This window comes from Actinoplanes hulinensis (genome assembly GCF_019429605.1).
Classification (GTDB): domain Bacteria; phylum Actinomycetota; class Actinomycetes; order Mycobacteriales; family Micromonosporaceae; genus Actinoplanes; species Actinoplanes campanulatus.
Map to the genome: position 1 here is coordinate 377,507 of NZ_JAHXZI010000006.1, position 12,384 is coordinate 389,890.

General features: G+C 72.6%; 14 protein-coding genes. 11 read left to right on the forward strand and 3 right to left on the reverse strand.

Going from position 1 to position 12,384, the window contains the following annotated elements:
• Positions 1-80 precede the first annotated feature (80 nt).
• The 11 genes from KZ829_RS14120 (at position 81) to KZ829_RS14170 (ending at position 7,780) form a co-directional block, all read left to right on the forward strand.
• On the forward strand, positions 81-1,328 hold the full coding sequence (locus tag KZ829_RS14120; RefSeq protein ID WP_220144322.1) for a sedoheptulose 7-phosphate cyclase: 1,248 nt from the start codon (positions 81-83) through the stop codon (positions 1,326-1,328).
• On the forward strand, positions 1,321-1,719 hold the full coding sequence (locus tag KZ829_RS14125) for a cupin domain-containing protein (protein ID WP_220144323.1): 399 nt from the start codon (positions 1,321-1,323) through the stop codon (positions 1,717-1,719). The genes KZ829_RS14120 and KZ829_RS14125 overlap by 8 nt, the downstream gene beginning before the upstream one ends.
• The gene (locus tag KZ829_RS14130) at positions 1,716-2,033 is read left to right on the forward strand and encodes a hypothetical protein (RefSeq protein WP_220144324.1); all 318 of its coding nucleotides are present in this window, start codon (positions 1,716-1,718) and stop codon (positions 2,031-2,033) included. Before KZ829_RS14125 ends, KZ829_RS14130 begins: the two co-directional genes overlap by 4 nt.
• The gene (locus KZ829_RS14135; RefSeq protein ID WP_220144325.1) at positions 2,030-2,410 is read left to right on the forward strand and encodes a cupin domain-containing protein; all 381 of its coding nucleotides are present in this window, start codon (positions 2,030-2,032) and stop codon (positions 2,408-2,410) included. Before KZ829_RS14130 ends, KZ829_RS14135 begins: the two co-directional genes overlap by 4 nt.
• Complete coding sequence (locus tag KZ829_RS14140; protein WP_220144326.1) at positions 2,410-3,498, forward strand: zinc-dependent alcohol dehydrogenase; 1,089 nt, start codon at positions 2,410-2,412, stop codon at positions 3,496-3,498. Before KZ829_RS14135 ends, KZ829_RS14140 begins: the two co-directional genes overlap by 1 nt.
• On the forward strand, positions 3,489-4,208 hold the full coding sequence (locus tag KZ829_RS14145) for a cupin domain-containing protein (RefSeq protein WP_220144327.1): 720 nt from the start codon (positions 3,489-3,491) through the stop codon (positions 4,206-4,208). The genes KZ829_RS14140 and KZ829_RS14145 overlap by 10 nt, the downstream gene beginning before the upstream one ends.
• The gene (locus KZ829_RS14150; protein ID WP_220144328.1) at positions 4,205-4,996 is read left to right on the forward strand and encodes an SDR family oxidoreductase; all 792 of its coding nucleotides are present in this window, start codon (positions 4,205-4,207) and stop codon (positions 4,994-4,996) included. The genes KZ829_RS14145 and KZ829_RS14150 overlap by 4 nt, the downstream gene beginning before the upstream one ends.
• A gap of 41 nt (positions 4,997-5,037) precedes the next feature.
• Positions 5,038-5,580: a VOC family protein gene (locus tag KZ829_RS14155; protein ID WP_220144329.1), complete on the forward strand. Its 543-nt coding sequence runs from the start codon at positions 5,038-5,040 to the stop codon at positions 5,578-5,580.
• A 4-nt stretch (positions 5,581-5,584) separates the two neighbouring features.
• Positions 5,585-6,610, forward strand: a complete 1,026-nt coding sequence (locus KZ829_RS14160) for a prenyltransferase (protein ID WP_220144330.1) — start codon at positions 5,585-5,587, stop codon at positions 6,608-6,610.
• A gap of 38 nt (positions 6,611-6,648) precedes the next feature.
• Positions 6,649-7,350, forward strand: a complete 702-nt coding sequence (locus KZ829_RS14165) for a transmembrane-type terpene cyclase (protein WP_220144331.1) — start codon at positions 6,649-6,651, stop codon at positions 7,348-7,350.
• Positions 7,351-7,432: 82 nt separating this feature from the next.
• Entirely contained in the window at positions 7,433-7,780 is a 348-nt protein-coding gene (locus tag KZ829_RS14170; RefSeq protein ID WP_220144332.1) for a DoxX family protein, read from the forward strand.
• An 89-nt stretch (positions 7,781-7,869) separates the two neighbouring features.
• Here the strand turns inward: KZ829_RS14170 and KZ829_RS14175 are convergent, their stop codons facing one another.
• The 3 genes from KZ829_RS14175 to KZ829_RS14185 form a co-directional block, all read right to left on the reverse strand.
• The gene (locus KZ829_RS14175; protein ID WP_220144333.1) at positions 7,870-10,641 is read right to left on the reverse strand and encodes an AAA family ATPase; all 2,772 of its coding nucleotides are present in this window, start codon (positions 10,639-10,641) and stop codon (positions 7,870-7,872) included.
• A 251-nt stretch (positions 10,642-10,892) separates the two neighbouring features.
• Positions 10,893-11,885: a carbohydrate kinase family protein gene (locus KZ829_RS14180; RefSeq protein ID WP_220144334.1), complete on the reverse strand. Its 993-nt coding sequence runs from the start codon at positions 11,883-11,885 to the stop codon at positions 10,893-10,895.
• A gap of 1 nt (position 11,886) precedes the next feature.
• Positions 11,887-12,384, reverse strand: a 498-nt coding sequence (locus KZ829_RS14185; RefSeq protein ID WP_220144335.1) for a methionine adenosyltransferase domain-containing protein, incomplete at its 5' end; no start/stop codon positions are given.

A 12,384-nucleotide genomic window follows, 5' to 3' on the forward strand; every position in this document is an offset into this window, starting at 1 on the left:
GAATAGACGGTGATCTTGTTGGTCCCAGCAATGCGAACCGAGACTCGGAGCATCACCACGGGGCATATACGGGAGAGGCCATGAATGACGCAGGACCGATCACCGTGACGGGAAGCAGCGGTTCCGTCGTGGCGTCCGAGAGGCTGGTGGCGGGCCGCAACGGGCGCGACGCCCCGGTGTATCAGGTGCGGAGCTGGGCGGTGACGGCGCCGGAGCAGTTCGCCTACGAGGTCCAGCTCGCCGACGGCCTGCTCGACCCGGAGAACCCGGCACTGCTGGACGCCGCCGGCGGCTCGGCCGGCCCGGCGCGCCGCTTCGTGGTCATCGACGACCGGGTGGCCGATCACTACGGCGACCGGGTGCGCGACTACCTCACCCGCAACCAGGTCCAGCACCGCATCCTGCGGCTACGGGTCTCCGAGGAGACCAAGACGATGCAGGCGGTCCTGCGGCTGGTGTCGGCGCTGGACGACTTCGGCATCAGCCGGCGGCGTGAGCCGATCATCGCGATCGGCGGCGGGGTCCTGCTGGACATCGCCGGTCTCGCCGCCAGCCTGTACCGCCGGGGCACTCCCCATGTCCGGGTGCCGACCACGCTGGTCGGGCTGATCGACGCGGGGATCGGGGTCAAGACCGGCGTCAACCACGGCGTCCACAAGAACCGGCTCGGCACCTACTTCGCGCCGGCCGCCGTCCTGCTGGACCGGTCGTTCCTGGCGACGCTGGACCGCCGCCACCTCAGCAACGGTCTCGCCGAGATCCTGAAGATCGCCCTGGTCACCGACGCACGCCTGTTCGACCTGCTGGAGGCGCACGGTCAGCTCCTGATCGACGAGCGGTTCCAGGGCACGACGGAGACCGGCCGGCGGGCCGCGGACGAGGTCCTGGACCGGGCGATCGCCGGGATGCTGCACGAACTGGCCCCCAACCTCAAGGAGCAGCAGCTGGACCGGCTCGTCGACTTCGGGCACTCGATCAGCCCCAGCATCGAGATGGTCGCACTGCCCGAACTGCTGCACGGCGAGGCGGTCGCGATCGACATGGCCCTGTTCACCATGCTGGCCGCCCGGCGCGGTTCGGTCGGCGCCGAGGAGAGCGGCCGCGTCCTGCGGCTGATGCGCGCGCTCGACCTCCCGGTGGACCATCCCGCCGTCGACTGGCCGCTGCTGGTGGAGGCCATGGAGAGCACCATCCGGCATCGGGACGGGCTGCAACGGCTGCCCCTGCCGGCCGGGATCGGCGCGGCCGAGTTCGCCAACGACGTCACCCTCGGCGAACTCGCTCGCGCGCTGGAGGACCTGCGGGAGATGGAGCGTGCCCATGCGTGACGGTGTGGTGGTCGCCGACGTGTCGGATCCGTCGGTGGTCTACGGCGTGCACGGCACCGAGGGCGCGTCCCGGTGGAAGTGCCTCGCCCGGCGGGCCGGGCTGTCCGCCGGCTGGGAGGCGATCGAGTGGGCGTGCCTGCCGCCCGGCGGAGTGAGCGGGGAACACCTGCACACCCGTACCGAGGAGATCTATTTCGTGCTGTCCGGCACCGGCGAGATCCTCCTCGACGGCGTGGCGACCCGGGTGCGGGCGGGGTCGCTGATCCTGACCGGCGCCGGGGTGACGCACGGGCTGCGCAACGTCGGCGAGGACGACCTCGCCTGGCTGGTCGTGGAGATGTCGACACCCGCCACCGCAGCGGTGTTGAGCGAAGGGAGTGAGGCGGGATGAGCCGTGCACAGGTGATCAATCTTCAGCAGCCCGGCGAGGCCGACCCGGCCGGCGTCCTCGGCGGGCCGGTGCGCGGCATCCGGCGGGTGCGGCTGGCGGCGGGCGAGCAGCGACTGCTCTCCAGCCCGGGTACGGAGACCACGCTCTTCGTCCTCGACGGTGACGGCGACGCGCACTCGGGCGACACCACCGCGGCGCTGACTCACGGGGTGTCGGTGACGGTGCCACTGGACACGGAGCTGCGGATCACCGCCGGCGCGGGCGGGATCGAGTACTTCGCCGTCGTCCTGGCCGTCGCGGAGACGGCACGATGATCGTCACCCGTACCGCGCGGGGCTCCCGTACCGTGGCGCGGACCGGCGAGCGCATCGACTGGCGCTGCCTGGCCAGGCGCGGCATGCTGCACAGCGAGTGCGAGTCCATCGACCATCTGCGGCTGGCGCCCGGCACCGAGTTCGCACTGACCGGCCGCTCCGGCCTGGAGAGCGTCTGGCTGGTCGTGGACGGCGCCGGGGAGCTCTTCGACGGCGGCCCCCGGCCCCGGCCGATCACGGCCGGCGACGCCGTGCTCACCCCGGAGGAACGCCGGATCCGGCTGCGCGGCGGTGACGACGGCCTGGAACTGCTGTGGATCGCCGTGCTGCCCGAACCGGTCAGCGCACGGCTGCCCGGCCGGAAGCCGAGGCTGTGATGTCGCTGCTCAGCGAGGTCCGCACCGAGTCCCCGGCCGGGTGGCCGTCCGGCTCGATGGAAGCGATCACCATCGTCGGCCCGGGACGTCTGGAACCGGCCTCGGTGCCGGTGCCGGAGCCGCTGCCGGGCACCGTCCTGGTGGCTCCGCGACATGTCGGGATCTGCGGGACCGATCTGGAGCTGTTCCACGGCACGTCGAGCTACCTCGCCGACGGCCGGGCGGCCACCCCGCTGATCTTCGGCCACGAGTGGTGCGGCCGGGTGGTCAGCGCCGATCCGGGCACCGGCTGGCGGCCGGGCGACCGGGTGGCCGGTCAGACCATGGTGCCGTGCGGCGGCTGCGCCCGCTGCCGGGCCGGGCGGCGCGGACTGTGCCGGCGCATGCGCGAGGTCGGGCTGTACGGGCTCGACGGCGCCGCCGCACAGTACATCCGGGTCCCGGGGCACGCCCTGGCCCGGCTGCCCGACGCGGTGCCGGACCGGACCGCGGCCCTGGTCGAGCCGGCGGTCACGGTGGTCGAGTCGTTCGCGCGTACGGGCTGTTCCTTCTACGACCGGGTCGCCGTCCTCGGCACCGGCACGATCGGCCTGCTCGCCGTGCAGTTCGCCCGCCGTGTGGCCGGCGAGGTGGACGCCGTCGGCGTGGACCCGGCCGGGCTGGCGCTGGCCGTCCGCTGCGGCGCGGACCGGGCGATACCGGTGGGCGAGACGACCGCCGGTTCGTACTCCCTGGTCGTGGAGGCCTCCGGGGCCCCGGAGGCGTTCGCCCACGCGCTCGACCTGGTCGAGCCGGGCGGGCGGGTCGGGGTCATCGGGGTGGCCAACGAGCCGACCGCGGGAGTGGTCGCCGGGTCTGTCGCGCTGCGCGGCGTCTCCGTCCTCGGCATCCAGCACGGGCTCGACCACTACGACCGCACGATCGAGCTCTTCGCGACCGGCGCGCTCACGGCGGACCCGCTGATCGGGGCGACGTTCCCGGCCGGGGCCGCGGCCGAGGCGTTCGCCTTCATGGAGAGCGCCCGGTCCGGCCCGCCCAAGGTGCTGCTGGACCTCACCGAGTGGGAAGGGGACCGGCGATGCGCCTGATCCACACGCACCACGACGCCGGCGAGAGCCGGCTGGACGCCGGGGCTCGCGGCACGCTCGCGGTGCGGCGGCTCACTCCCGGCGCCGTCGTGCCCGGCTCGCCGGGCGCCGAGACCGCGGTGCTGGTACGGGAGGGCGACGTGCGCTGGCACGACGAGGCCGGCGGCCGGCCGCTCGGCCCCGGCGACGGCATGTTCGCCGCCGCGCGCGGCGGCCGGTGGCGGGTGACCGCCGGTGCGGCCGGCGCGACGCTGCTGCTGGTCCGGGGCGGGGAGACCGCCCCCGGCACGGTCGCCCCGGCGGCCCCGGCCGGACGGTTCACGCTGAACGCCCGGCCGCACGGCGACGCGCTGACCGGGTTCGGCGGCTTCGTCGACATGGGGGTGCGCTGGCTGGTCACCGCCGCCACGCTGGGCGCCCGGAGCCTCGTCGTGGCCACCTCCACCTTCACCCCCGGCGGAAGCCACGACCTGCACCGTCATCCGTCCGCGGACGAGTACTTCCTGGTCCTCTCCGGCGGTGGCGAGCACCTGACCGAGTCCGGGCCGGTGCCGGTGGGCCCCGGCGACCTGGTTCACGTGCCCGCCGGCGAATGGCACGGCTACCGCACCTCGCCCGGCGTGGTGACCCGCACCGTCTACGGCTATCTCGGCGCCGGTGACCTCGACACGGCCGGATACCAGCTGATGTCCCGGAAGGCGAAGGCATGAGTGACAAGCGACGACCGATCGCGATCGTGACCGGCGCCAGCTCCGGCATCGGCCGGGCCACGGCGACCGTCCTCGCCGGACGCGGTTTCGACGTGGGCATCGGCTACCGGGCCAACGAGAAGGCCGCCCACGAGACCGCCGAGGCGGTGGCCGCCCGGGGCGCCGCCGCCCTGGTGTTCGCCCAGGACCTCGCCGACCCGGCGGGCGCCGCGGCGGCCCTCGAGACCGCGATCGAACGGCTGGGCGGGGTGGACGTGTTCGTCAACAACGCGGGCGTGAACCGGCGTGCGCCGTTCCTGGAGGAGACCCTCCAGGACTGGCAGCGGGTGCTCGCCGTCGACCTCACCGGACCGTTCGGCTGCGCCCAGGCCGCCGCCCGCCACATGGTCCGGCAGGGGCGTGGCGGCCGGATCGTCAACGTCAGCTCGGTGCACGACACGATCCCGATCGCGGGCGGCGCCACCTACTGCGCGGCCAAGGGCGGCCTGTCGATGCTCACCAAGGTGATGGCGCTGGAGCTGGCCGAACACGACGTCACCGTCAACGCGGTCAGCCCGGGCGAGACGGCCACGCCGATGAACGGCGTGCCCGACGAGGTCGACGCCGCCGAGGTCGCCCGGCCGGAGATCCCGCTGGGCCGGCCCGGACGGTCGCGCGAGGTCGCCGAGCTCATCGCCTTCCTGGCCGGGCCCGGCGCCGCCTACCTGACCGGCGCCCTGATCACCGTCGACGGCGGCCTCTCGCTGATGGCCGCCGTGGCCAACGCGCGCTACGCCGGGCGCAACTGAGCCGCATCCGCGGCACCGCATCCACGAAGGAGACCACCAGCATGGCAGCACAAGGAATTCCGGGCGCCGGGTACGTGCACCACGTCGCCTACACGGTGCCGGATCTGGACGAGGCGGTCCGGTTCTTCGTCGAGGTGATCGGCGCACGGCTGCTCTACCGGCTCGGGCCGGTGGAGGACACCGCCGGTGACTGGATGACGCGTCAACTGAACGTCGACGCGAAGGCCTCGGCCCACATCGCGATGCTCCGGCTCGGCCCGTCCACCAATCTGGAGCTGTTCGAGTACGACGCTCCCGGCCAGAACCGCAGGCTCCCGCGCAACAGCGACTGGGGCGGCCACCACCTCGCCATCCACGTCGACGATGTGGACGCCGCCGTCGAGTACCTGCGGGCCCAGCCCGGGGTGCGGATCCTCGGCGAGCCGCAGACCATCACCGACGGGGTCATCGCCGGGGACCGGTGGGTCTACTTCACCACACCGTGGGGCCTGCAGATGGAGGTGCTCAACATGCCCTCCGGTATGCCGTACGAGCGGCAGACGCCCGACCGGCTCGCCGCCGTAGACGCGACCTGGAACGACTGAGGCGATGACCGCCGTCGACGACACGCGAGCCGCGCCGCCCCGGTCCCGCCGGGAGGTGATCCTCGCCTTCATCCGGCTGGCGCGGCTGAAGTTCCTGCTGGAGAGCCTCATCACGGTGGCGCTCGGGATGGGGCTGGCCGCGCTGGCGGGGGAGGGGCTGCGGTGGCGCGAGTACCTGCTCGCCCAGGTCTTCATCTCCGGCACGCACCTGATGACCCACTTCTGTAACGAGTACTTCGACTGGGACGCCGACAACGCGCACGCCTCGCCGACCGCCTGGACCGGGGGCAGCCGGGTGCTGACCCAGGGCCTGCTGACGCCGACGGCCAGCCTCTCGGCGGCGTTCGTGGCGCTGTTCGCGATGATCGCGGTGTCCGCCCTGATGCCGTCGGTGGGCAGCCGCCTGACCGCGGTGCTGATCCTGGCGCTCGCCTGGTTCTACACCGCGCCGCCGGTCCGGCTGAACTACCGCGCGCTGGGCGAGGTGACGACCGCCGCCGTGCTCACCCTGCTCACCCCGGGCCTGGTGTGCTACCTCCAGGCGGGCCGGATCCCGGTCGAGCTGCCGGCGGTGTGCGTACCGCTCTTCCTGGTGATGAGCGCCCGCATGATGGTGATGAACCTGTGCGACCACGAGGCGGACCTCGCGGTCGGCAAGCACACGGTGCCCAACCGGCTGGGCCCCCGGCGTGCCGTCGGGTTGATCGCCGCGCTGAACGTCGTCGCGTACCTGCTGCTGATCGTGGTGACGATCGCGGGCGTCCTGCCGCGGGTGGTGGGCGTGGCCGTGCTGCTCACCGCGCCGCTGGCGTACTGGCTGGTGCGGGGTCTGCTGGACGATCCGCTGAGCGATCCGGCACGCAGCAACGCGGTGGCGTTGCGGGCCACGCTGCACGCCGCCTCCACGGGTTTCGCCGCGACGCTCGGCGTGCTGATCCAGGCCGGCGGCGACCCGCTGGTGGGCGCTCTGCTGGTGGCGTACCTCCTGCTGTTCACCGTCCTGATCGCGGGCGTCCGCCGCCGGGCCTGACGCCCGTCCCGCTTCTTCCATGAGAGAGGTCTCTCCGCATGCCGCAATGGGAAGTGCTGCTCGCCGCCGGTGACCCGGTGCCGGCGCTGGCGCCCAAGCACGAGATCGATCTGACCGTGCAGACGATCCTCCAGCTGGTGTTCGCGGTCGGCTGGTCGGCCATCTACCTGATGGCGATCCGGCGCGGCTTCAAGGACGGGCGCCTGGGCATCCCGCTGCTCGCGCTCGCCGGCAACATCGGCTGGGAGACGATGTTCACCTGGGTGTTCCCGGTGGACCGTGCGAACTGGACCATCAACGTCTTCTGGTTCGGCATCGACCTGGTCATCGTCTACCAGGCGATCAGGTTCGGCCGGCGCGACTTCCCCGGGATCCCGCCGGCGGTCTACCGCTGGTCCGTCGCCGGCCTCTTCGCGTTCGGGTTCGGGTTCATGTACGCGCTCCCGCACGACCTGGGCGGCGACTTCCTGTACCCGGCCCTGCTCCTCGACTGCTTCCTGAGCTACGCCTTCATCTGGATGCTGCTGCGCCGCGGTTCGACGGCCGGGCAGACGATGTACATCGCGGTGCTCAAGCTGGTGGCGAACGCGGCCGCCACGGTCCTCGCGATCGCCAACTACCCCGATCGGCTGCTGTTCCCGGTGCTCTTCGCCACCACCGTGGTGCTCGACATCCTCTACATCGTGATGCTGCACCGCGCCTTCGTGAAGGAGGGCCGGCCGGTCTGGCGTACGGTGTGACCGGGTCTAGCCACTGCAAAAAAAGAAGTTACTATACTTCCTGCCGGTAGATGCCGTCGTCTGGTCTCCGAAGGGCTGTCTCATGTCTGTCGTCTCGACCACCCTGTCGATCCTTCTCGCCGTCGTGTTCCTGTCGCTGGGGCTCGCGAAGCTGTTCGGGGCCAAGCCGATCCGGGAGACCTCGGAGCGGATCGGTGTCCCGTTCCCGTTCCTGCGGTTCGTCGGTGTGCTGGAGGTCTCCGCCGCGGTGGGCCTGCTCATCGGCCTCGCCTGGAAACCGCTGGGTGTCGCCGCCGCGGTCGGGCTGACCCTCCTGATGGCCGGTGGCTACATCGCCCACGCCCGGGCCAAGGAGCCGGCCCAGGGACTGCCGGCCGCCGTGCTGGCGGTCCTGGCCGGCGGCGCGGCCACCGCGCTTACCCTCAGCTGAGCTGGTCTCACCCTCAGCTGAGCGGGTGGCCCAGCCGGGGCCGCCACGGCGGACGTCGCCGTGGCGGCCCCGGCTCCCGAGAGCGGATGTCACTGCCGGGAGGCGGACTCCATCGCGGCCGGCAGCTGGAGCCGCCCGGCGATGCCGAGCTTGCGGTACACCGAGGTGAGCGCCTTCTCCACCGCCCGCTGACTGACGAAGAGGCGGGCCGCGATGTCCCGGTTGGAGCAGCCCCGGGCGGCCTCCATCGCGGTGCGCTGCTCGGTCGGGGTGAGGGCGGCCAGGCCCGTTCCGCGCAGCCGGCGCGGCCTCGCCCCGGTGGACACCAGGGCCGCGTAGGCCTGCTCGGCCAGCGGCGCCGCGCCGCACTCCTGGGCCAGGTCCAGCCCGCGGCGCAGGTGCGGGCGCGCCTGCTCCGGCTGGTCCTGCCCGGCCAGGGCCGTACCGAGGTCGACCAGGGTCCGGGCGTGTTCGAGCCGGGAGGGCGACCCGGCCAGCACCGCGGCCGACTCCTCCAGCAGGCGCAGCCCGTCCGCGCCCGGGGTGACGTTGCCCAGGGTCCGCAGGGCCGCTCCCACCGGCGTGGCGGCACCCCAGCTGCGGGCCAGCGCGAGCTCCTGCACGGCCAGCCGCCGTGCGGCCTGGGAACGGCCGGTCTCGGCGTACGCGATCACCGTCATCGACCGCCAGTTCAGGATCGCCGGATTGGCCCACGGCGCCCAGGAGACGAAGTTGCTGCAGGCGAGCAGGTCCGCCAGCGCCCCGGAGTGGTCGCCCTGGATGTGCCGCAGCCGGCCGCAGGCCACCAGCAGCGCGGCCCAGCCCTGGGTGCCGGGTACGGTGTCGCCCCGCCACTCGCGCAGCAGGGCCTCCGCCTCCTCGTGCTGCCCCATGCTCATCAGCGTGTCGGCGAGACCCGCGGCGGCCGTGGGGCTGAACAGCATCTGGCGGTCGGCGCGTTGCAGGATCCGGACCGCCTCCCGGCCCGCCGTCCGTGCGGCCGCCAGATCTCCGGTGCGCCGGGCGAGGTCCGCGCGGACCAGCGAGACCAGCCCCTCCATCAGGCTGGAGTGCAGGCAGCGTGGCGTGTCCAGTGGCCAGCTCAGCAGGTGCTCGGCGAAGTCGGTCCGGTCGCTGAGGCCGAGGCCGGTCAGCGCGCAGAGGAAGTAGGGCAGACCGGCCGCCGCCGCGTGCAGGCCCGCGGTGAGCTGTCGTTCGATGACGGCGACGGTCTTCTCGGCCGAGGCGGAGAGCGCCGCGGCCCGGCACAGCGCGGCCACCGCGAGCGCCTGCTGCTCGTCGTGGGTCCGCCCCGGCACGGTACGGCTGATCCGGTCGGCGAGCGCGGCGGCGTCCGGTGCGGTGGCGGAGCACCAGTACCCGTGGAACATCAGTTGCGTCTGCAGTTGCAGCGTCAGCGTGCGGTCCGCCTCGTCGTCACTGCCGGCCAGGCCGTTGATCGCGTTGTGCAGGGCCTCCGCGGTGCCGCAGGGATTGCGCGCGCTGTGCAGGCTGTAGGCCAGCCGCGCCGCCACGGTGCCGCGCTCGTGCGGGGTGGCGGCCAGCCGCATCCCCTCGTCCAGCCCGTGCAGGCCGCCGGTGTTGCTGCCGGCCTCGATCTGCGCGGTGGCCAGCGCCAACGGCACGTTGAGCCGCTGCTCCCCGTCGAGGGGCTCACGCATCGCCCGCCGCAGCAGCCGGGCCGCGGTCCCGGCCCGGCCGCCCGCCATGTGTTCCCGGGCCGCTTGCAGGAGCGTGCACACCACCCACTTCTCGCCGTACGTCGGTGCGGCCAGCAACTGCTCGGCGATGTCGGAATGGCTGGCGCCCCGCCGACGCAGGGCCAGGGCGGTACGGGTGTGCTGGGCGCCGCGCTCGTCCGGGCTCAGACTCGCGCGGATCGCGTCACGCAGACCCGGGTCGCTCAGCCGCCCGGGATCGTCCGGGTGCAGAAGCCCGATGTCGGCGAGCTGTTCGAGCGCGTGATCGATCCCGGGCACGTCGGCCATGGCGACCTCGGCCACCAGGTCACGGTCGGAGTGCTCGGGGAGGACGGCCAGGGCCGCGGCGACCGCGGCGTGCTGCCGGGGCTGCCGGTGCAGCCGCGCTAGCAGAGTGTCCAGCAGGACCGTGCGGAAGACCTCCTCCAGGTGGTGGACCGGGATGGCGCCGGCCAGCCGTTCCAGCAGCGCGCGTACCAGCTGCGGATTGCCCCGGCAGAGCGTGTGGCAGGCGAGGATGAAACGGTCGTCGATCGGGTGGTCCAGGATCGTCCCGGCCAGTCTCCGGACCCCGTTGACGCTCAGCGGCGGCAGGCCCACCCGGGTGAAGGCGGTGTGCGCGGCCAGTTCCGCGAGGACCGCGGCGTGCTCGCCGCGCTGTGACGGGCGCCGGGTGAGAAGCAGCAGCACCGGCAGGCCGTCCAGCCGGCGGCCGGCGTAGTCGAGCCAGCGCAGCGACTCGTCGTCGGCGAGATGCATGTCGTCGACGACGAGGATGACCGGCTGCTGCCCGGCGAGCTCGGCGAGCTGGTGGTGCAGCCGGTGGTGGACGGTGTACGCGGTGGGCAGCCCGCCGCGCAGCGCCTGGCGGCCCGCGACCGGGGTGGCCGGTTCGAACAGCTGCCGGACGGTGCTCAACGGCCTGTCCTGCTCCAGTTGACCGCACCGGGCGCGCATCGCCCGCCACCCGCCGGCGTGGCCGGTCAGGAACTCGTTGACGAGGGCGGTCTTGCCGGCCCCCGCGGATCCCTCGACCAGCACCACCTGTGCGGCCCCGGTCTCGGCCAGATCGGCGAGCCGGCGAAGATCGTCAAGACGGCGCGACTCATCGAGATAGTGCGTCCTGGTCAACACTGCCACTCGGATCCCCCATTACTTGCTCTTATCCGATGAAACGCAGCGGCCGCTCGACGTGGATGTGCCGCGATTCGTCCGCTGTGGACTCCGGTAACCGTAACTCGTCCATATATGGACGTCGATGAAATTCTCTTTTCGAGAAAGTGTCACGAGTCACCCGCTGAGTTGTTGGAAGCCTTTCCGAAAATGAAATGCCGAATCGGGGAACGCTCCGGTGAGCTCCCCTTTCGGCGACGGTCCGCGGATTATCGGAATCAGGCGGCGGCTCCCTCGAGCCGCAGCACGGCGGCGGCCACCGCGCCGGGCCGGGTGTCCCGGTAGTTCTCGACGAGGGCGGAACAGAACGCCTCCGGGGTGAAGGCGTACTCCTGACTGCCCTCGTGCCGCAGCGCGAAGGCGGCGACCTGGCATCCGACCGCGGCGGCGTCGCCCGGCGCGAGTCCCCAGGCGATCCCGGCGACGAATCCCGAGCGGAACGCGTCACCCCCTCCGGTCGGGTCCACCACCGCCGGGATCGGCGCCGCGGGCACCGACGTCTCGCCGTTCCGGTCCCGGATCCGGACTCCCCGCTCGCCCCGGGTGGTCACCACCGTGCCGACCAGGCCGGGCAGGTCCGGTTCACGGATCCCGCACTTCTCCAGGAGCAGGTTCAGCTCGTACTCGTTGGTCATCAGGTAGTCGGCGCCCGAGACGAACTCCCTGATCTCGGCGCCGGACATCCGGGCGATCTGCTGCGACGGATCCGCCGCGAAGGGCCACCCGTGCCGGCGGCAGGCGGCCGCGTGCCGCACCATGGCGCCCGGCGCGTCGGGCGCGACGATCACCAGCTCGGGCCGCGTCGCGCCGACGATGCCGGCCAGGTCGATCTCGGCGGCCTCGGCCATGGCGCCCGGGTAGAACGACGCGATCTGGCACTGCCGGGCGTCGGTGGTGCAGATGAACCGCGCGGTGTGGGCGGTGCGGCTGACGTGCACCGCGGAGCAGTCCACCCCGGAGTGTTCCAGCCGGCGGCGATAGCCGTCGAAGTCGGCGCCGACCGCGCCGACCAGCCGGGGGCGACGGCCGAGCAGGGCCAGGCCGTAGGCGATGTTCGCGGCGACCCCGCCGTGGCGTACGACCAGGTCGTCCACCAGGAACGACAGGGAGACGGTGTCGAGGCGGTCGGCGATGAGCTGCTCGGCGAAGCTGCCGGGGAACGTCATCAGATGGTCGGTCGCGATCGACCCGGTCACGTAGATGCCGGTCATGTCAGGCCGTGGCCGCGCTCTTGAGATCGGTGGCGCGGTCGGTGCTCTCCCACCGCAGGTCCGGCAGTTCGCGGCCGAAGTGGCCGTACGCGGCGGTCTGCTGGTAGATCGGGCGGAGCAGGTCGAGGTCGCGGATGATCGCGGCCGGGCGCAGGTCGAAGACCTCGTTGATGGCCTTCTCGATCCGCTCGACCGGCACGTTCTCGGTGCCGAACGTCTCGACGAACAGCGACACCGGGTGGGCCTTGCCGATCGCGTAGGCGACCTGGATCTCGCAGCGCTCGGCCAGACCGGCGGCCACCACGTTCTTGGCGACCCAGCGGGTGGCGTACGCCGCCGACCGGTCCACCTTCGACGGGTCCTTGCCGGAGAACGCGCCGCCACCGTGACGGGCGTAACCACCATAGGTGTCCACAATGATCTTCCGGCCGGTCAGGCCGGCGTCACCCATCGGGCCACCGATCTCGAAACGGCCGGTCGGGTTGACCAGCAGCCGGTA